Source organism: Kribbella sp. NPDC049227 (assembly GCF_043197265.1).
Taxonomy (GTDB): domain Bacteria; phylum Actinomycetota; class Actinomycetes; order Propionibacteriales; family Kribbellaceae; genus Kribbella.
The window spans coordinates 858728-878048 of sequence record NZ_JBICST010000002.1 but is presented as its reverse complement, the minus strand read 5'-3'; the positions used below and the strand labels follow the sequence as shown (position 1 = coordinate 878048).

At 68.7% G+C, this 19321-nt stretch carries 17 protein-coding genes; 9 read left to right on the top strand and 8 right to left on the bottom strand.

Annotated elements, in window-relative coordinates; all coding sequences use genetic code 11:
• Nucleotides 1-9: 9 nt before the first annotated feature.
• On the bottom strand, nucleotides 10-561 hold the full coding sequence (locus ACGFH6_RS10955) for a flavin reductase family protein (protein WP_393382510.1): 552 nt from the start codon (nucleotides 559-561) through the stop codon (nucleotides 10-12).
• Nucleotides 562-688: 127 nt separating this feature from the next.
• On the opposite strand from ACGFH6_RS10955, the gene ACGFH6_RS10950 reads away from it, so the two are divergent.
• Nucleotides 689-1507: an IclR family transcriptional regulator C-terminal domain-containing protein gene (locus tag ACGFH6_RS10950; RefSeq protein WP_393382509.1), complete on the top strand. Its 819-nt coding sequence runs from the start codon at nucleotides 689-691 to the stop codon at nucleotides 1505-1507.
• On the opposite strand, the gene ACGFH6_RS10945 is transcribed toward ACGFH6_RS10950, so the two are convergent.
• Nucleotides 1434-2372 (bottom strand): LysR substrate-binding domain-containing protein, encoded by a 939-nt coding sequence (locus ACGFH6_RS10945; RefSeq protein WP_393382508.1) that lies wholly within the window; start codon nucleotides 2370-2372, stop codon nucleotides 1434-1436. The genes ACGFH6_RS10950 and ACGFH6_RS10945 overlap by 74 nt on opposite strands.
• Before the next feature lie 78 nt (nucleotides 2373-2450).
• Here ACGFH6_RS10945 and pcaD point away from each other — a divergent pair, with 78 nt between their 5' ends.
• Nucleotides 2451-3203 carry a 3-oxoadipate enol-lactonase gene (gene pcaD / locus ACGFH6_RS10940; RefSeq protein ID WP_393382506.1) on the top strand — a complete coding sequence of 251 codons (753 nt, stop codon included), beginning with the start codon at nucleotides 2451-2453 and terminating at the stop codon, nucleotides 3201-3203.
• Here the strand turns inward: pcaD and ACGFH6_RS10935 are convergent.
• Nucleotides 3190-3645: a nitroreductase family deazaflavin-dependent oxidoreductase gene (locus tag ACGFH6_RS10935; protein WP_393382505.1), complete on the bottom strand. Its 456-nt coding sequence runs from the start codon at nucleotides 3643-3645 to the stop codon at nucleotides 3190-3192. The two genes, pcaD and ACGFH6_RS10935, sit on opposite strands and share 14 nt — an antisense overlap.
• Before the next feature lie 142 nt (nucleotides 3646-3787).
• On the opposite strand from ACGFH6_RS10935, the gene ACGFH6_RS10930 reads away from it, so the two are divergent.
• The gene (locus ACGFH6_RS10930; RefSeq protein WP_393382503.1) at nucleotides 3788-4468 is read left to right on the top strand and encodes a DUF429 domain-containing protein; all 681 of its coding nucleotides are present in this window, start codon (nucleotides 3788-3790) and stop codon (nucleotides 4466-4468) included.
• On the opposite strand, the gene ACGFH6_RS10925 is transcribed toward ACGFH6_RS10930, so the two are convergent.
• Nucleotides 4455-4919, bottom strand: a complete 465-nt coding sequence (locus tag ACGFH6_RS10925) for a winged helix-turn-helix transcriptional regulator (RefSeq protein ID WP_393382502.1) — start codon at nucleotides 4917-4919, stop codon at nucleotides 4455-4457. The genes ACGFH6_RS10930 and ACGFH6_RS10925 overlap by 14 nt on opposite strands.
• Before the next feature lie 122 nt (nucleotides 4920-5041).
• On the opposite strand from ACGFH6_RS10925, the gene ACGFH6_RS10920 reads away from it, so the two are divergent.
• From ACGFH6_RS10920 to ACGFH6_RS10910, 3 genes are read left to right on the top strand one after another with little or no spacing between them, the layout of a single operon-like run.
• Complete coding sequence (locus ACGFH6_RS10920) at nucleotides 5042-5953, top strand: nitrilase family protein (RefSeq protein ID WP_393382500.1); 912 nt, start codon at nucleotides 5042-5044, stop codon at nucleotides 5951-5953.
• 4 nt (nucleotides 5954-5957) lie between these two features.
• A complete protein-coding gene (locus ACGFH6_RS10915; protein ID WP_393382498.1) occupies nucleotides 5958-7133 on the top strand; it encodes a hypothetical protein in 1176 nt (391 codons plus the stop codon).
• Nucleotides 7130-8461 carry an amidase gene (locus ACGFH6_RS10910; RefSeq protein WP_393382496.1) on the top strand — a complete coding sequence of 444 codons (1332 nt, stop codon included), beginning with the start codon at nucleotides 7130-7132 and terminating at the stop codon, nucleotides 8459-8461. Before ACGFH6_RS10915 ends, ACGFH6_RS10910 begins: the two co-directional genes overlap by 4 nt.
• 281 nt (nucleotides 8462-8742) lie before the next feature.
• On the opposite strand, the gene ACGFH6_RS10905 is transcribed toward ACGFH6_RS10910, so the two are convergent.
• The gene (locus tag ACGFH6_RS10905) at nucleotides 8743-11193 is read right to left on the bottom strand and encodes a glycosyl hydrolase (RefSeq protein ID WP_393382495.1); all 2451 of its coding nucleotides are present in this window, start codon (nucleotides 11191-11193) and stop codon (nucleotides 8743-8745) included.
• 174 nt (nucleotides 11194-11367) lie between these two features.
• On the opposite strand from ACGFH6_RS10905, the gene ACGFH6_RS10900 reads away from it, so the two are divergent.
• The gene (locus tag ACGFH6_RS10900) at nucleotides 11368-12225 is read left to right on the top strand and encodes a hypothetical protein (protein WP_393382493.1); all 858 of its coding nucleotides are present in this window, start codon (nucleotides 11368-11370) and stop codon (nucleotides 12223-12225) included.
• A 45-nt stretch (nucleotides 12226-12270) separates the two neighbouring features.
• On the opposite strand, the gene ACGFH6_RS10895 is transcribed toward ACGFH6_RS10900, so the two are convergent.
• Nucleotides 12271-14004, bottom strand: coding sequence for an L-aspartate oxidase (locus tag ACGFH6_RS10895; protein WP_393382491.1), 1734 nt, complete (start codon nucleotides 14002-14004; stop codon nucleotides 12271-12273).
• Nucleotides 14005-14081: 77 nt separating this feature from the next.
• Nucleotides 14082-14624: a GNAT family N-acetyltransferase gene (locus ACGFH6_RS10890; protein WP_393382490.1), complete on the bottom strand. Its 543-nt coding sequence runs from the start codon at nucleotides 14622-14624 to the stop codon at nucleotides 14082-14084.
• Nucleotides 14625-14807: 183 nt separating this feature from the next.
• On the opposite strand from ACGFH6_RS10890, the gene ACGFH6_RS10885 reads away from it, so the two are divergent.
• Nucleotides 14808-15437, top strand: coding sequence for a sigma-70 family RNA polymerase sigma factor (locus ACGFH6_RS10885; RefSeq protein ID WP_393382488.1), 630 nt, complete (start codon nucleotides 14808-14810; stop codon nucleotides 15435-15437).
• Nucleotides 15438-15535: 98 nt separating this feature from the next.
• Nucleotides 15536-18280 carry an AAA family ATPase gene (locus ACGFH6_RS10880; RefSeq protein WP_393382486.1) on the top strand — a complete coding sequence of 915 codons (2745 nt, stop codon included), beginning with the start codon at nucleotides 15536-15538 and terminating at the stop codon, nucleotides 18278-18280.
• Here ACGFH6_RS10880 and ACGFH6_RS10875 read toward each other — a convergent pair.
• Nucleotides 18277-18438 carry a hypothetical protein gene (locus ACGFH6_RS10875; RefSeq protein WP_393382484.1) on the bottom strand — a complete coding sequence of 54 codons (162 nt, stop codon included), beginning with the start codon at nucleotides 18436-18438 and terminating at the stop codon, nucleotides 18277-18279. The genes ACGFH6_RS10880 and ACGFH6_RS10875 overlap by 4 nt on opposite strands.
• Nucleotides 18439-19321: the final 883 nt, after the last annotated feature.

The following is a 19321-nucleotide window of genomic DNA, read 5'->3' as shown; positions in this document are numbered from 1 at the left end:
AAGGTCCTTTCAGGCGAGGGCGAGGGGTGTGAAGACGGCGCCGGCGTTGAACCAGCCGTGATCGGGGCAGTCCAGCGATCCGGACCAGTGCACTCCGGTTTCGGGCGGGCGGAGGCGGCCGAACCGGCCGCCGTGGAACAGCAGCGGCTCGCGGGCGGTGATGCCGACCGCGGTCACCTCACCGATCACGATGAGATGGTCGCCGCCGTCGTACGTCCGCCAGGGCCGGCACGAGATCGTCGTGGCCGCACCCTCGAGCAGCGGGGCGAGCGGACCGTCGACCCAGCCGGGGGCCTGGTCCGCGGGGCGCCCGGCGAAGTGCCAGGCGACGTCGAGTTGGTCGTCGGCGAGCACGTTGATCGCGAACGGCCTGCCGGTCAGGTACTGGCAGGCCTTCGAGGTCCGGTTCAGCGTGACCTGGGCCAATGGCGGCTCGAGCGAGACGGCGGTGAAGGCGTTCACGGTGGCGCCGTGCGGACCACCGCCGTCGCTGACGCAGGTCACCACGGTCACGCCGGTGGCGAACTGCCCGAAGGCGTTGCGGAGTTCTCGTGCATCCATCTGCGGCCACCTCCAGGTGTTGTACGCTCTGCGTACATTTCGTACGCTTGGCGTACATCAAGACCATGGAGTTCTCGCGGATGACTGTCAAGGGCTCAACAACTTTTCGTGAGGGAGAATGACGCGCATGACCGCGGAGGGCAGTGAGCGCGACTACGTGCAGAGCATCGAGCGCGGGTTCGCCGTCCTGCTCGCCTTCGACGCCGAGCACCCGAATCCGACCCTCGCGGAGGTCGCCACGGCGACCGGGCTCTCCCGGCCGGCGGTCCGCCGGATCCTGCTCACGCTGCAACGCCTCGGGTACGTCGCCGCCAACGGCAGCCGGTGGTCACTGACGCCCCGGGTGCTGACGATCGGCCAGCACTACGCGGCGACCCATGGCTTCGTCGAGACCGCGCAGCCGCATCTGCTCCGGCTCGCCGAGGCGACCCAGGAGTCCGCCTCGCTCGCGCAACTCGACGGCAGCGAGGTCGTGTACGTCGCCCGGGTCCAGGTCCGCCGGATCATGAGTGTCGCCGTCGATGTGGGGAGCCGCGTTCCGGCGTACGCCACCTCGATGGGCCGTGTGCTCACGGCCTGGGCGGAGGCATCGGTCGTCGACGCCGTCATCGCGGGCGGCCTGCGGCGTCTGGCTCACCGGACGATCACCGATCCGACCGCTTTCCGCGACGCGCTCCATCAGGTCCGCAAGCAGGGGTACGCCGTCGTCGAGTCGGAACTGGAGGACGGACTGCTGTCCGCGTCGGTCCCGGTCCGCGATCAGCATGGCGACGTCCTGGCGGCGCTCGCCTACTCGACGACGGCCGGGCGGATGACGGCCGAGCAGGTGGTCGACAAGGTGGTGCCGCTGATGCTGGAGACGGCCAAGGCGATCAGCGATGACCTCCGGCTGGTCGGGAACCACGCGCCGCTGCCGTCGATCCCTGCTCGCGACGGATTCTTCTGAGCAACACCTCGAGCGCCCGTTGCAGTTGCGGAGCATCGTCGTCAGCGCGCGTCGCCACAGCCAACTCGACCGTGAGCTTGCCGGTCAACGGCCGGTACGCCGCTCCCGGCACCTGGAGCTCCGCGACCGACGCAGGCACGACTGCCACGCCCAAGCCGGCCGCCACAAAGGTCACCAGTGTCGACGTCTCGGCGACCTCGTGCCGGATCCGCGGTTCGAACCCAGCAGCGCGGCAAAGCTCCAGAACCGTCCCGTACATCACGGATCGCCCGGAGCCGGCGTGCATGACGAAGTCCTCAGCGGCCAGGTCCTGCAGCCGCAGCCGTTTGCGTGCGGCCAACCGATGTCCGTCGGGTACGGCGACGATCAACCGCTCGGAGCGGACGGTCTGAACGTGCAAACCGGTCTCGTCGACCGGGCGGCGGAGGAGGCCGAGGTCGATCTGGCCGGCCTGGAGTGCGGCGACCTGGGCGGGCGCGAGCATCTCGCCCTGCACCGCCACCTCGACGCCCGGTAGCTCGTCGCGGAGTCGGCGCACGAGCGGCGGCAGCAGGCTGTACGTCGCTGAGCCGACGCAACCGATCACGAGCCGGCCCTGTGAACCCGCCGCCACTCGTTGCGCCTCGTCCGTTGCCCCCGAGACCGCTGCCAGGATCTCCCGGGCGCGGACGAGATAGGTCTCCCCTGCCGCAGTCAGCTCGACGCGGCGCGTGGTCCGCTGGAGCAGCCGAAGGCCGAGCTCGTCCTCCAACTGGCGGATCTGCTGCGACAACGGGGGCTGGGCCATGTGCAGCCGAGCCGCCGCGCGACCGAAATGCCGTTCCTCGGCGACGGCGACGAAGTACCGCAGATGTCGGAGCTCCACCGATTCATACTCGCAAAGTCTTGATCGGGCCGAAATGGATACTTCTCCCTCTCGGTCCCGATCGCCTACGGTGAGGCGATGAACGCCGTCGACCATGTCGTCACCGGCCGCGCCGGCGGGCCGGTCGTCGTACTGTCCAATTCCTTGGGCGCCAGATGGTCGATGTGGGACGCCAACGTCGCGGCGTGGGAGGACCACTTCCGCGTCGTGCGGTACGACACCCGCGGCCATGGGCGCTCCGCCGGTCCTGCGGGGCCGTACACGATCGATGATCTGGCCGACGACGTGATCGCTCTGCTCGACCGGCTCGGCGTCGAGCGCGCACACTTCGTCGGCCTGTCCCTCGGCGGCATGACCGGGCTGCGGCTCGCGGCTCGCAACCCGGACCGGATCGATCGGCTCGTGGTGCTCTGCACCGGCGCACGACTCGAACCCGTGCAGGCGTGGACCGAACGCGCCGCGACCGTCCGTGCGCGCGGCACGGGTGCGATCGCGGAGGCTGTCGTACGGCGCTGGTTCACGCAGGCGGATCCCTTGCTACGCAAGGAATGTGAGGAGATGGTGGGTTCGACGCCGGCCGAAGGCTATGCCTCGTGCTGTGAGGCGATCGCGATGATGGACCTGCGGACCGACCTACCCGCGATCACCGCGCCCACGCTGGCGATCGCGGGTGCCGACGATCCGGCCACCCCGCCGTACCACTTGGAGCAGATCGCGACGACGGTCGCCGACGGCCGGCTGCTCGTCGTCCCCCGGTCGGCGCATCTCGCGAACGCGGAACGGCCGGACGTGATCACGCCGGCCGTCACCGCCCACCTCACCGCGGGGTGAGGCGGATGACCGGGTACTGCCGATCCGACTTTGCCTGGTACTTCGCGAGCCGTGGCTGTGCGGCCGTGATGCGCTTCCAGGCTTGGTCGCGTTCGTTGCTGTCAAGACTGTGTGGCGTCACCTGCACTGAACCGCTGCCGGGCAGTTCGACCGACACACGGTCGGGATGCGCCGTCAGGTTGGCGTGCCAGTCGGGGTGCTGACTGCCGCCGCCCGACGCGACGACCAGCCAGCCGTCGTCGTCCGCGAACCAGCCGAGCGGCGTCTCGCGGGGCTCGCCGCTGCGGCGGCCGATCGTCTTGAGGATGAGGACGTCCATTCCCATCATCTTGTCGCGACCGCCGCGGATCTTCTTGGCCGTACGGGCGTTCATCGTCCGCTGCACCCACCGCGAGAACGCGCCGGGCGTCCCGGGCTTACGTGTTGCCTGCTGCTGAGTCATTACGCCACCTCGCCGATCCGTACGGTGTTTCCCGCTCCGTGCGGCAGGAAACTCGATTGAATGGTGCTGTCCATGGCCACGACGCTACGAGCGGGTGGCGATCCGCTGCTTCTCGATTCCTGATCGGTTCCACGAGGTGAAGATGACTGTCCGCGTGATCGGGATCGATGCCTGCAAGGCGGGCTGGGTCGGGATCAGTGCGGAGGTGCGCGGGTACGTCGGTGCGACGATCGAGCAGTTGATCTCATCGGCTGAGCAGGACGGCCCGTTGGGTGTGGTGGCGATCGACATTCCCATCGGGCTGCCGGTTGATGTCCCGCGGCAGGCCGACGTACTCGCGCGCCGGCTGATCGGCAAGCGGTCGTCGTCAGTGTTCTCGACGCCGGTCCGGGCGGCGTTGCTGGCGGCAACTCACGCCGAGGCGTCAGCCCTCAACCGAGCGGCCACCGGCAAGGGCCTGAGCCAGCAGGCGTATGCGTTGCGCACCAAGATCCTCGAGGTCGACGCCTGGTCCCGCACCACACACCACCAAGTCATCGAGTCCCACCCCGAGCTCTGCTTCGCCATGATGGCGGGTCGCCCACTCGCCCATCGCAAGTCCACCTGGGCAGGTGTCGAGGAACGCCGCCAGATCCTCGCAGCGGTTGGCATCGCGGTCCCGTCCGACCTCGGTGTTGCGGGTGAGCTGGCAGCAGTTGACGACGTACTCGACGCCGCGGCAGTGTCCTGGACGGCCCGACGCCACGCCGAGGGACGCTCGGTTGCCTACCCGGATCCGCCAGAGCTCGTCGAGGGCGGAGGGCTCGCCGCTATCTGGGTCTGAGAGACGGGGAGACCTTGCGGACAAAGGCTTCGGAGGAGTCGAGCGTGCGACCGGTGGCGTCGGTGACCTCGAGTTTGCCGAGTGGCTGCTCGTCTCTGCTGTCGAGAAGGACCGAGTGTGGCTCGTCCGGGTCGAAGAGGTGGTCTTCGCCCCATTGCCTGAGGCTGACCAGGATGACGAACAGATCCCGTCCTTTGCCGGTCAGCGCGTACTCGCGGTAGGCGCTGCCGTCCGCGGCGGGCACGACCTCGAGGATCCCCTGGGCGACCAACTCGCGCAGCCGCGACGACAGGATGTTCTTCGCCAGGCCGAGGTTGCGCTGGAACTCGCTGAACCGGCTGATGCCGTCGAAAGCGTCCCGGATGATCAGCAGCGACCAGCGGTCCCCGATGACGTCCGCCGTCCGGGCGACCGGGCACTCCGCCCCCTCGTGCGTCACGCGCCGCGGCATCCGCGCCCCCTTTCCGATCACTCGAGATTCCTGAGAACAAGTGGTTGCAAGTATAAACCAGGTCCTCTACGCTCCCAGAACCGGTTTCAAGTTGAAACCGGATTTGCGTGAGGAGGATCGTCATGACGGCACAGGTAGAGGGCGCGGCGGACCGGCGGGTGAGTCCGGTGCGGGTCGCGGTCGTGCAGTTCGAGCCGCGGGTCGGAGTCGAGAACCTCAAGTCGAACGCCGTGGCGGTGGAGCAACGGCTGACGGCCGCGGCGGACGCGGGAGCCGGCCTGATCGTGCTGCCCGAGCTCGCGACCACGGGCTACGTGTTCGAGACCCGCGAGGAGGCCTTCGCCCACGCCGAGCAGGTTCCGGACGGACGCACGGTCGAGTCGTTCGCGCGGATCGCGGCCGAGCGGAACGTCTACATCGTCGGGTGTGTGGCCGAGCGGGCCGGCGAGAAGCTGTACGACACCGCCGTCCTGGTCGGTCCGGAGGGCTACATCGGCCGCTACCGCAAGACCCACCTGTGGAACACCGAGAAGCTGTGGTTCACGCCTGGCGACGAAGGATTCTCGGTGTTCGACACCAAGATCGGCCGGATCGGACTGCTCGTCTGCTGGGACATCTGGTTCCCCGAGACCGCGCGGATCGTCGCGCAGATGGGCGCGGACATCATCTGCGTCCCGACCGGATGGGTCTGGACCCCACCGCCGCTGTACGACGCGAGCGGTGTCTGCATGGCGGCGTACCTGACCATCACCGCCGCCCATGCCAACAACGTCTTCATCGCCACCGCGGACCGGATCGGCCAGGAGCGCGGCGCAGGGTTCATGGGCAACTCGCTCATCGCGGGCACGAACGGCTGGCCGATCGACCGGATCGCCGGCCCGGACGAGGACACGATCATCTACGCCGACATCGATCTGACGGCGGCACGGACCGCGCCGATCTGGAACCAGCTCAACGACCTGCACCGGGACCGTCGTACCGACCTCTACGACCAGATGCTCGGCTACAGCCGCAGCGCTCCGCTGCCGCGGTGACGCCATGACGACAGTCCGCGGTACGACGAACCCGCTGCGCACGCGCTGGATCACGCCCGCCGTTGCCGTACTGGTTGGCGTCCTGCTGATCGCCTTGGCCGCCTGGACGGTTGCACAAGTCGTCCGCGGTACCGCTGCGCATTCATGGGACGGCGACTACACCGATCCGAAGGCCCTGGTCTCGTGGCTGATCGGATCGATCAGCGAACCGCAGTTCTACGCGGTGGCTCCCGCCGGTGCCTTCTTGCTCATCGGCGGGCTTGTGGGCCATCTCGCGTACCGGAGGTCATGGCGCTGGCAGGGATTCGTCCAGGCGTGCGGCTCGGGGCTGTGGCCTTGGGCGGTCGGCAGTGCGCTCGGCGGTTTGCTGTTGGGCAACCTCGCGTGGGGCTGGACGCTGGCGCCCGGTAGCTGGCAGCCACTGTTCGTGCCGCTGGTCTCGGTGGCGCCGGCGATGGTCGTCCTCTACGGTCCGGGGTGGAGAGTCGCTCTCACAGCGGCGACCTTCGGAGCGCTCCTGACTCCGCCGGCCTCGATCCTCGTGGTCGAGTACGTCTGCAAGCCGTGGGATCTCCCACCCGTCGTCGGAGCGACCACCGGGATGTGGCTCGCGGCCATCCTCACCTTCTGGTTGTGCCGTGGCCTGCCGTGGATGCCTGCACCCGGCGCGTGGCGCAGGGGTACGCCGGATGACGTCCCGGCCAGAGGTCTTCTGTGGGTTCCTCGCCGTGCCTTGGCCGACTTCTCCGAGGCCCAGTTCTTCGGCAACGAGTGGGCGAGCGCGGCGCTGATCCTCGGAGCCGTCGTCGCCCAGCTGATCAGCCCGGCCGGCGTCGCGTACGGGACGGGCCTGTTCCTGGCCGTCCTCGGTAGCCAGATCCTCACTGCCCTCGCCGGAGTACTCATCTGGCGCCGGCGCTGGGAGGCGCACGGCTTCTACCCGACCTTCGTACCGGTCGTTTCGGTGGCGCCGGCCGTCGTACTCGCGTTCGGCGGAACGATCCAGTCCATCGTGGTGGGTGCGTTGGCCGGCGCGCTCATCGCTCCACCGATCGCGGCCGCCATCTCGGCCCGCTTGCCGGCCGGCTTCCATCCGTTCATCGGGAACGTCGCCTCAATGACCGTCTGTACGGCGTTGCTGGTGCCGCTGCTCGATCTCGTCCCGGGATTCACCTCATGACCTCTACCGCTGCACGCCTGGCCACCATCGCCGGCCTCGCGCGCGCCCTCCGCGATCGCGAGACCTCCGCGAGCGACCTGGCCGACGCGGCCCTGCGCCGTACCCACGACCTGAATCCGACGCTCAACGCGTTCGCCCTCGTCGACGACCAGGGGGCGCGGACGGCGGCGCGGACGGCGGACGAACAACTTGCCTCGGGCATCGATCTTGGTCCACTGCACGGTGTGCCCGTCGCGATCAAGGACCTGATCGACATCGCCGGGCTGCCCACCACCTGCGGATCCGCGACGTCTTCCGGTGCCACGGCGCAGGCCGACGCCGAGGTCGTACGGCGGTTGCGCGACGCCGGTGCTGTGATCATCGGAAAGACCACGCTGCATGAGTTCGCCTACGGTGCGACCGGCGACCGCTCTGTTCACGGTGCCTCACGGAACCCGGCCGACCCCAGCCGGATGTCCGGTGGCAGCAGCGGTGGAAGTGCGGTCGCCGTGGCGTCCGGCATGGTGCCCCTCGCGTTGGGCACGGATACCGCCGGCTCGGTCCGTGTGCCGGCAGCCCTCTGCGGCGTCGTCGGGTTGAAGCCCGCCTACGACGCCGTTCCCAGCACGGGCGTTCACCCGTTGGCGCCGACGCTGGATCATGTCGGCCTCTTCGGGGCAACCGCCGAGGACGTCCTGATCGGCTACGAGGCGCTCAGCGACCGGCAACTCTTGCCTGGCAACGGCGAGCGACTCAGCGTCGGGTGGATCCAACCCGGTGACCTCGCCGTGGCGGACCCACGCATCGAGGAGCTGACCCTGGCTCTCCTCACGCGTGCGCCGTTCGCCTTGGCAACCGTGCGCGGTTTCCCCAAGGACCGGGACTTGTTCGAGGTCTTCTCGACGCTCCAAGGCCGCGAAGCGTTCCAGGTGCACGAACACCACCTCGACGACGACCAGGACCGCATCGACCCGGAGGTCGTTGCCCGCCTCTATCGCGGCAAGGACATCTCCGCTGCGCAGTACGCCGAAGCCGACGAGGCCCGCCGCGAGTTCCGGGCCACGGTCGACCAGCTGTTGTCGACGTACGACGTACTGGCTTTGCCGACCGTGCCGACCGTCGCGCCGACCTTGGGCGAGCGCCGAATCACCGTGGCCGGGACCGAGGTCGAAGTACGTGCGGCTCTGCTTTCCCTGACCAGTCCCTGGAACCTGGCCGGCGTGCCGGCGATCAGCGTGCCCGCCGGCCGATTGGACGGGCTGCCGGTCGCCCTCCAACTTGTCACAGCTCCCGGCAACGAGCACCTCCTGTTCCAGGCTGCCCAGGCACTCGAAACCACCAGTATCTAAAGGAAGGACCCCGCATGCCATCGATCCAGATCGACCTGCCGCTGACCGTCGATGCACCCACCAAGCAGGCGCTGGCGCAGCGAGTCGGCGTCATTTACGCGGAGATCATGCAGGTCGGCATGGATCTCCTCACGGTCTCCGTCCACGACCTCGGCGAGGGAGGAGTGTGGCGATGCCACCAGTCCGGTCCGCCCACGCCCTCGGGTTTGATCATGTGCGACATCCGCAAGGGCCGCACGAACGAGGTTCGCGCCGAGCTGGCGCGGCGACGAACGACCGGCCTAGGCCGGCGTGGTGAGGAGGATGGTGGGTGGGTTGAGGAGGCCGGAGTTCAGGTAGTCGGCGGCGTGGGAGATGTGCTGGAGGTCGAAGCGGTGGCCGTAGTCGGTGGTCACCGACTCGACCAGAGGAAGGAGGTGGGGGTCGGCGGAGAGGGCGTTGGCGGCCGTGTTGTGGATGGTGATTCGGAGTGTGTTGCGGCCGGGTACGGCGGCGTTAGTGAGGTCTACGCGGTACGGCGGGGACCAGAGGGTGCCGCAGGGTACGTCGTTGAGCCAGATCTCCGCGGCGACGCCGATCGGAGGGACGAGCGTCGCGCGGTAGGAGTTCGGAGGCAGATACGTCTCGGTGTCGGCCGGCGCGGGTTCGCCGGCGCCGAAGTCGAGCAGGACCCGCGTCTTGGGATCGAGCTCCGGCAACTCGAGCTCGGTCTGGTACGACGCTGCCCCTGAGTACGCCGCCCGTCCGGGATCGTCCTCCCACCGATGCGGCAGGTCGACCGGCGACGGCGACTTGTCGAAGGTGACCTGCCAGGAACCCTGGATCGTTGCCCGAGTCACCTTCTCGATCGTCAGGTCGGGCGCCGCCTCCTCGGTGGGTACGAGGATGGTTGCTTCGTAGGGGTGAAGCGTCAGCGAGATGCCATCGGGTGAGCGGCGGTGGAGCGACGTCTTGCCGGTGGCGGCATCCCATTGTTCGAAGGAGGTTGTGGCGTCGGGGGTGTCGAAGTGGAAGGTTCGCGTCTGGTTGCCGGTGTTCGCCAGGAAGTAGACGTCCCCGTCGTCGAGCCGTCGATGCACCACGCCGATGTCGTCTCGAGGACTCACCTTGGGCCCAGGCACCTCCGCCAATCGCTCCGCCAGCTCACCGACTGCCAGTTCACCGACCGCCACTCCCCCGGCAAGCGTCGACCCCTCCGGTACGACGACCAGCCCGAGGTCGAGCTGCGCCGGATCGACCAACTCGAGCGCATCGTCGTCGATCAGGTCGAAGTCCAGCCCGGACTCACGAATCGTCCGCGGGATCTCGTCACCGATCAACCGACGCGCGGTGCGGTACAAGTTCAACGGCCCATCGGCGTACGCCTCAGCAGCGGGTACGTAGACCTTCACCGGCCGGACCGGCGTCCCCTGCTGCAACAACCAGGACAAGCGGTGCAGGTACCCGAACAGATCCCCCGCAACCGGCCACCAAGGATTGCGGTCGTCGAGCGCACCGGAGGCGTAGAAGATCCAGCCGACCCCAGGCGCACTCGATGGCGAATACGGCCAGCCGTGACCGATCAGCTGGTTGACGCCCGACAGGAAGTGCTCATGCGCCTCGCCCTTGAGATCGAGCGGGGTCGCCCGGAACGACGGCGAGTGCACCCACGTCCACACCTCGGCGGACACCACCGACCGCCCGTACAGGTTCGCGGCCGACGACGCCCATCGAGTCTCCGGCAGCCGGGTCCATCCCCACCCTTCACCTTCGAACAGGTCGGCGAAGCGATAGCTGCTCATCGTCGCCGGCGGCTCGCCGTAACTCTGGATCCGGAACGGTACGCCGTGTCCCGCCGCCCACCGCTGGAAGACCGCGACGAAGTTCTCCTCGTACAACTCCGACAACGTCCGCCGGAAGTCGATCCGCACCTGCGCGGACTCGGCCGTGTCGACGAGCAGCTCGTACAGCCGAGGACGCAACTCGTAGCCACGCCGCCGCGCGAACTCGTCGAACAAGCGCGGCGTCCAGTCCGCCTGATAGACCTCCAAGCTGTCACAGAACACCGACCCGAGCAGCTCCGGCGTTGCCGCCAGCAACAACGGTTCGGCCACGCACCTGATGTGCTCGGCCGCCGCGGCCGCCGAGTAGTGATCGAGCACCGGCCCTTCCGCACCCGCCGCGGCCCGCTTCACGTTCTGCCCGGTCAGCCGCGACGACGCGATCAGCACCTCACGCGGTCCGTGCCCGGCCGGTACCCGGATCATTCCGTTGCTCACAGCAACCTCGACGTACGACGCCGGTACGCCGGCCGACTCCTCGCCCACGAAGGCCGCAACCACCTCGTCCCCGGGCCACGCGGCCACCACGGGTACGTCGTACGCCTCGGCACCGATCTCGCGCCGGTCCCAGCTGAGGCGGCGCGCCGCGTGCTCCGGACCGATGTGCCCGCCACCGAAGGACCAGCCGCTGCCCAGCGTCACGTCGAACCGCAGACCCAGTTCCCGTGCCGTCCGCGCGGCGTACCCGACAAGCTCCAGGAGCTCATCCGATCCGAACGGCGTCTCGACCGGCCCCATCGGATAGACGAACGCGACCTCGACGCCACCGAGGCCGGCCGCGGCCATCGCCCGCAACTGACGCTCGAGCTCACCGCGCTGCACCGATGGTCCGAACCACCACCAGCGCATCATCGGCCGCCCCTCCGCGGGCGGTGTCCGGAACTGCCTTCGTACGTCGTCCACCGTCGCCACAGGACCGGCCTCCGCACTCGGTTGTCTCGGTCCGTTCACCCCATCGCGACCGGCAACCCGCCGTCAACGAAATCGACCACTACCGGTCAACCGACCCTGGTCCCGCGGTCTAGGCCGGATCATTTAGGATCTCCGCCGGGGGGATCGAGCTGCCGACGAAAGGTTCTGTCGTTCATGTCTCAGCCCCCAGAGGGTGGTTATCCCCCGCCGTCCCAGGCTCAGCCCGGGTACGCCGGCCCGCCGCAGGGCTACCCACCGGGCCAGCAGCCTGGTCCGCAGCCCGGCCCGGCGGGATATCAGCCGGGATATCAACCTCCGCCCGGCTACCAACCGGGGTACCAACCGCAGCCGGGATATCAGCAGCCGCAGGGCTTCCAGCAGCCGGGGTTCCAGCAACCGCAGGGGTTCCAGCAGCAGGGGTTCCAGCAACAGCAGCCTGGTCCGCCGCCGAAGAAGAAGCCGTCGGCCGGGCAGCGGGTCGTGGGGATCCTTGTCCTGGTCGTCGCGCTCCTGGCGTTGTTCCTCGTCATCGACAAGGACTTCCGCAACAACGTCTTCGACGCCGTCGGACTCAAGGACGGGATCGGCGGCGGCAGCGGTTCGTCGGCCCCGGACATCGCGCAGATCAGCTGGCCGAAGACGCTGCCGGGCGGGTACTACGCGGTCGAGTCCGCCCCGTCGTGGCACGACACCCGCGCGAAGAAGTACAAGTGGGTCACCGCGGAGTTCTACGCCAACAAGCCGCCCGCGTCCCGCGGTACGCCGGGCTCCTACCTGTACACCGTGACGGCGTACGGGCCGCTCGCCGAACTCGACGAGGCGTTCCTCGGGGTGAAGGCACCGATCGAGGAGGTCGCCGGCGGCTCCTGCTACAGCTCGGACGAGCGGGCCCGGGACTGCGCCGTCACCAACGGCAAGATCGTCGTGATGGTCGGCACCGCCTGGACATCGGCGACCAAGCGCCCGCGCACCGATGCGCAGATGATCCAGGACGGGAAGAAGTTCGCCGACGCCCTCACCCAGGGCCAGTAGTCGGACCGGCCCGGCGCTCTACCCAGCGCCGGGCCGGTGTACGGGTCACTCGACCAGCTTGCCGTCGGTCGAGATGTCGTCGCGCATCAGCTTGCGGAGTTCGTCCGGGATCGGTGGGATCGCCTCACGTTCCACCGCTCCCGGCCCGGACCACACGAGGTTGACCTGCAGCGACTCGTCCAGGTGCGGGTAGTCGGACCGGTTGTGGCAGCCGCGGGACTCACGTCGCTCGAGCGCCGCGTCGAGGGTCGCCCGCGCGGCCAGGGCCGAGGACTTCAGGTCGAACGCGTGGGCCAGGTCCTGGTAGCCGGCGATGTCGGGGTGTACGCCGATCCGCGTCATCCGGTCCTCGAGGTCCGTCAGCTCCGACAGCCCGGCCTCCAGTCCTGCCTCGTCGCGCACGACACCCGCCCGCGTCGTCATCGTGTCGCGGAGAGCCCGCTGCAACGCCCGTACGTTCTCCGGACCATCGCTCGCCAGCAGGCCGTCGACCTCGGCCCGCGCCTCGGCGACCGCCTCCGCGGATCGCTCCTGGGACTGCCGGCCGATCGAGTACTTCGCCGCTTCCTCGGCAACGATCCGGCCGAACACCAGCAGTTCGATCAGTGAGTTGCCGCCCAGCCGGTTCGCGCCGTGCAGACCGCTGGCCGCTTCGCCGATCGCGTACAGCCCGTCGACACCGGTGCCGTGATCCTCCGGGCGGACCCAGACGCCACCCATCGAGTAGTGCGCGGTCGGTGCGATCTCGATCGGCTGCTTGGTGATGTCGAGCATCTGGAGTTCGAGCAGCGTCTGGTAGACCCGCGGCAGCCGCCGCATGATCGTCTCGCGCGGCAGATGCGACACGTCGAGCCACACCCCGCCGTTCGGCGTACCGCGGCCCTCTTTGATCTCCGTGTACGCCGCGAGCGCGACCCGGTCCCGCGTCGACAGCTCCATCCGCTCGGCGTCGTACCGCGCCATGAAGCGCTCCCCCAGGGCGTTCCGCAACTGCCCGCCCTCGCCGCGCGCGGCCTCGGACACCAGGGTGCCGGCGGCGTTCTCGGGTTCGAGCAGACCGGACGGGTGGAACTGGACGAGCTCCGGGTCACGGATCTTGCCCCCGGCAAGGACCGCCAGGCGGAACGAGTCACCGGTGTTCTCGTCGCGACGGGACGACGTACGCCGCCAGATGCGGGTGTGACCGCCCGCGGCGAGGATGACCGCGTCGGCGTGGATGACGTAGCGCCGCCCGGTGGTCAGGTCGAACCCGTAGGCGCCGAAGACGGTGTTGTCCCGCACCAGGATGCGGGTGACGTACACGGTGTCGAGGATCGGGACGCCGAGCTGGACAGCACGGTTGACCAGGGTCCGCTGGATCTCCAGGCCGGTGTAGTCACCGGCGAACGCGGTCCGACGGTACGTGTGGGCGCCGAAGAAGCGTTGTGAGATCCGGCCGTCGGCCTCGCGGGCGAACGGCATGCCGTACCGCTCGAGATCCTCGATGCCGCGGGCGGCACCCTCGGTGACGATCTGCACCGTGATCGGGTTCGCCAGCAGGTAGCTCTCCTGCAGCGTGTCGGCCGCGTGCTGCTGCCAGGAGTCCTCCGGGTCCATCGTGGCCAGGGCCGCGTTGATCCCGCCGGCGGCCAGTGACGTGTGGGCGTCCGACCGCGGGCGCTTTCCGAGGACCAGTACCTCGACGCCCTGCTCGGCCAGCTCGATCGCGGCCCGTAGACCGCCACCACCGGATCCGATCACCAGGACGGACGTGGCGATCTGCTGTTCGGTGGTACTCATCGGAATCTCCTCGCGTTCCAGGCGGTGGTCTCACCACTAGGACCACGTACGGCACCGATCTGTGACTGTCTGCTCAGTCACACCGCCTCGTCGTCGCGGTAGGCCAGATCGTCGTGGCGGAGGCGGTACAAGTTCAGACGCTGGTGGTGGTACTGATCCGTCTCGCCGATCGGCTCCATGCCGATCCGCTCGGCCGTGGCCGCGGCGCGGGCGTTCTTCGGGCTGACCAGGGCGAACAACTCCTCGACATCTACCTTGTGCATCGACCACCGCGCCACCGCCTCCCCCGCCTCGGAGGCGTAGCCGTGACCCCACGCCGTACGGGCGAGCTGCCAGCCGACCTCGAGGTCCTGCCATGGCTCGAGCCGGAGCAGGGCGACTCCACCGATCACCCGCCCGGACTCGCGCAGCTCGACCGCCCAGTGACTGGCCGGTGCCACGTCCTGGGCCGCCCAGTCGTGCAGCACCTCTCGCATGGCCGGCTCGTCCGGAATCCGGCTCATGGCCGGCGTCAGCCAGCGGGTCACCTGCTCGTCGCCGTAGATGACCAGCGCGTCCGGCACATCGGTGTCGCGCCACGCCCTGATCAGCAGTCGTTCGGTCTCGATCGTCGGCTTCATCTCACGCTCCTGGGCTCAGCGAACCGGTCGGCACACCTAGGACCGGGCAGCGGCCGCGGCTGTGACACCCCAGGGAGACCACGGACTCGACCACGGACTTCCAGGGCGCGCCGACCACGGTCGGTCCGGGACGGTGTCAGTAGTCCTTCGCAAGCCCCCAGCGACGACTGAAGGAGTCCCGCCGTGAGTACGCCGACCGCCACTCTCGACCAAGCGGTGTCGGACTTCGTCCGGCTCCGTCCACGCCTGTTCCGGATCGCCTACCGGATCGTCGGCAATGTGCACGAGGCCGAGGACATCGTCCAGGACGTCTGGCTGCGCTGGCAGCGCACCGACCGGGCCGCCGTCGCCGACCCCGCGGCGTTCCTCGCCACCGCGACCTGCCGGCTCGCCATCAATGTCGTCCAGTCCGCCCGGCACCGGCACGAGACGTACGTCGCCCCGTGGCTGTCCGAGGAGACCGCGGAAGGCGGTGTCGATCCGCACACGGTGATCGAACGCCGTGAGGCCGTCGACCACGCCGTGCGACTCCTCCTGGAGCGACTGTCACCCGCGGAACGCGCCACCTATGTACTACGGGAAGGCTTCGAGTACCCGTACCGCGAGATCGCCGAGAGGCTGCACATCGCAGCGCCGAACGCCAGGCAACTCGTGAAGCGCGCCCGCGACCGGCTGTCGTCCGATCCCCGTCATCCGGTCGCCCCCGCGGCACACGATCGGCTCCGTCGTGCGCTGGCGTTGGCGTCCAGTGCCGGCGAGCTGGCCGGCCTCGAACAACTCCTCACCGCGGACCTCTCCGCCCAGGCAAGTTGACGCCGAACCCCTAGCAGATCGCGGATCTGAGACACCTCAGGGGTTCGCTGTCGTCGATCGGCGCCGGGCACTAGCCTCAGGTGAGGGGTGGTGGATTCGTGACGATCGGCGGGGCGGCACAGGAGCTGCGCGGGCGGCGGGCCGAGTGTGCCCACCTGGATCGGGTGGTGGCCGGAGTGCGTTCCGGCCAGGGCCAGGTCCTGGTCGTCCGGGGTGAGGCGGGCATCGGGAAGTCCGCGTTGCTCGACTACCTGGCCGGCCACGCCGGTGAATGCCGGGTCGCCCGCGCGGCGGGCGTCGAGGCCGAGATGGAGCTTCCGTTCGCCGGTCTGCACCAGTTGTGCCTACCGTTGCTGGATCACACCGATCAGCTGCCCCGGCCACAGCGCGAGGCGCTCGCCGTCGCGTTCGGCCTCGAGGCAGGTGGGCCACCGGACCGGTTTCTGGTCGGTGCGGCGGCACTGAGCCTGCTGGCCGAGGCGTCCGACGAGAAGCCCCTGCTGTGCGTGATCGACGACGCACAGTGGCTCGACCAAGCCTCGGCGCAGGCCCTGACGTTCGTCGGACGTCGCCTGTTCGCGGACCGCATCGGCCTGGTGTTCGCCGTACGCGAGCCTGTGACCGGTCCTGAATGGCGCGGGCTCCCGGAGTTGACCGTCGGGCGGTTGTCGGACCCCGATGCGAGCGCGCTGCTCGACTCCGTGGTTCCGGGGCGGCTGGACGAGCACGTCCGCGATCGGATCGTGGCCGAGACCCGCGGCAACCCGCTCGCCCTCCTGGAGCTGCCGCACGGTCTGACGGCTGCCGAGCTGGCCGGTGGGTTCGAGCGCCCGGACGCCCGGCCGCTCGCGAGTCAGATCGAGCAGAACTTCGCGCAGCGGCTGCGGGGGCTTCCGGCGGAGACGCAGATGCTGCTCCTCACCGCCGCAGCCGAGCCGGTCGGCGACGTACCGCTGCTGCTCCGGGCGCTCGGGATTCTCGGGATCCCGGTGAGTGCTGCCGGGCCGGCAGAGACGGCCGGTCTGTTCGAGATCGGTCGCCGGGTGCGGTTCCGGCATCCGTTGGTGCGATCGGCGTCGTACCGGGCAGCGACCTGGGCCGATCGTCGCGAGGTCCACCAAGCCATCGCCGAGGCGATCGACCCCGGCCACGATCCCGACCGGCGCGCCTGGCACCGCGCCAACGGAGCGGACGGGCCCGACGAGGACATCGCCGCTGAACTCATCAGCTCCGCCGACCGGGCGCAGCGCCGTGGCGGTGTCGCGGCCACGGCCGCGTTCCTGCAGCGAGCGGCCGAGCTGACTCCCGACCCGGCCCTGCGCGCGCAACGTGCCCTCGCCGCGGCGCAGGTCACCCTCGGCGCAGGTGCGTTCGAGACTGCGCTGAAACTGCTCGTCACCGCCGACGAGATTTCAGTCGGCACTCTCCACTCAGCCCAGGTGAACCTGCTCCGGGCACAGATCGGGTTCGCCTCGGGTCACACTGCGGACTCCGCCCACCTGCTGCTGGACGCCGCCCGGCGATTCGAACCGCTGGATGCCGACCTTGCCCGCGACACCTACCTCGACGCGATGGCGGCGGCGATGTTCGCCGGCCGCCTCGGCCCGGGCTCTCCACAGACCGACGTGGCGCGGGCCGCTCGCGCGGCACCACAGCCGGCGAAGCGCCGCAAGCACGACCTGCTGCTGGAGACCGAGGCGATCATGTTCACCGACGGGTACGCGGTAGCGGTCCCGTTGGCTCGGGAAGCGCTCCGGGAATTCGCCGACGAGCAGCTCGCCGAGCCGGGCGATCTGCGGTGGTTGTGGCTGGCCTCGCGTACCGCCGTGGATCTCTGGGACGACGAGTACTGGGATGTGCTCACCGCCCGGCACATCCGGATCGCGCGTGAGTTCGGCGATCTCGCCGGGCTTCCGCTGGTGCTGAACTCGCGAGTGTTCCTGCACCTGTTCGCCGGGCAGCTCGCGGCGGCCACGTCGCTCGTGGCCGAGATCCGGACGATCTCCGACGCGACCGGGCTCGGCCTGGCGCCGTACGGCACGCTCGGGCTGACGGTCTGGCGGGGTGACGTCGCCAAGGCCACCCCGCTGATCGTGGAGAGTCTGGAGGATGTGAGGGCACGCGGCGAAGGCGGCGGGATGTCCTTCACCCAGTGGGCCGGCTCGTTCCTGATGAACGGGCTCGCTCGCTATCCGGAGGCGCTCGAATTCGCCCGAGCCGCCACCGAGGATCCGAAGGACTTCGGCGTGGCCAACTGGGCCCTGCCGGAGCTGGTCGAGGCCGCGACGCGGTGCGACCGGACCGACCTGGCCGCGGACGCTCTCGACCGGCTGTCGGGGATGGCGCGTGCCAGCGGCACCAACTGGGCGCTCGGTTTGCTCGCCCGCTCGCGCGCGCTGATGGCTGGGCAGGAGTCCGACTACGAGGAGGCCGTCGTGCTCCTCGGCCGGACCCGCGCCCGGGTGGATCTCGCCCGGACCCATCTGCTGTACGGCGAGTGGCTGCGCCGGGAGGGCCGTCGCCAGGACGCTCGCACGCAACTCCGGACGGCGTACGAGATGTTCACCGCAGCCGGCGCCGACGTCTTCGTCGAACGGACGCGCAGTGAGCTAGCGGCCACCGGCGAGGTCGTCAACGGCGTAACCCGCCGCGCCGGCGACGGCCTCACCGCACAGGAAGCCCATATCGCCGAACTGGCCGGCACCGGCCTCACCAACGCCGAGATCGGCGCAAAGCTCTTCCTCAGCCAGCACACCGTCGAATGGCACCTCCGCAAAGTCTTCACCAAACTAGGCATAACCTCCCGCCGCCAACTCCGCCCCACCCCCAACCTCACCGGCTAGCGCCCGGCTACAACTGCCTGCCCGGCCCAAGTCACGTATCCGGTTGCCTCGACGGTCAACTGCGCCAAGGGCAGTCCGTCGAGCGCCTCCGCCTCGTCGAACCTCAGCAAATCGAAGTGCAGTCCGTCCAATGCCAATGCCTGATTGATAGACGTCATCTTCTCCGACAACCTCCGACAACGGCGACGGTGAAATCGTTTGAATCACGCACGCTTCTTTCGCCAACGTGAGAGCAGACTCTTGCGATCTTGCCCGCGCCCAACCGGAAGATACTGATACGGAGCGCCGAAATCATCCCAAAATGCCCACAGCCGAGCGCAGTTCGAGCATCTCCAAATCTCCTTCGAACGCCCTCTTAGCACAGCACTGTCCAGCTCCACATCATAATCGCTGTGTGAGATCACTAAGAACGTATCGACAGGATCATCGTCACGGACAACTTCCCCACAGACACACCGCATCTTCGCCACGAATCAAAGATATCAGCCATCGGAAACCTCGCCGTACCTCTTGACGAATCCGCCAACAATTCCGTTGGGATGAGAGGTTGTGGTCGCCGGTTGTCGGCTCCTGTGTTCAAGGCTTCAGTCGCCATAGATCAGCGGCTGGCTGCGTAACCGCCGACACCTGGAATCCGAAGTCCCGCAAGGCGTGCAAGATATTGTCGGATTGAGACGTCTTGAAGTAATACTCGCGCCCGTCGGTTCGCCTGAATCCCACACCACGGAACCGGAGAGTCGACCTGATCGGGAACGCTTCCACGAGATCGCCTGGATTCGCATGAAGGCTTTCTGCACGAGTTATTCGATGAAGTGGACCCCGGAGTCGCAATTCAACGGAGTTGCGGTCGAGGCGGAGCTCAGCGAAGAACTCCGTGGCGTTGATCCGCCACCCACCCATCGTTGGTAGATTCGCGCCTCCGATCCATCGCAGACTCTGAGGCGGACCTCCAGCCATGCTGTCATCACGCATGAGAAATCCTTACATGGCGGGAACACACCGTGCAGGCTTTGGCGGTTTTGGCGCGGTCGACGGGATCAG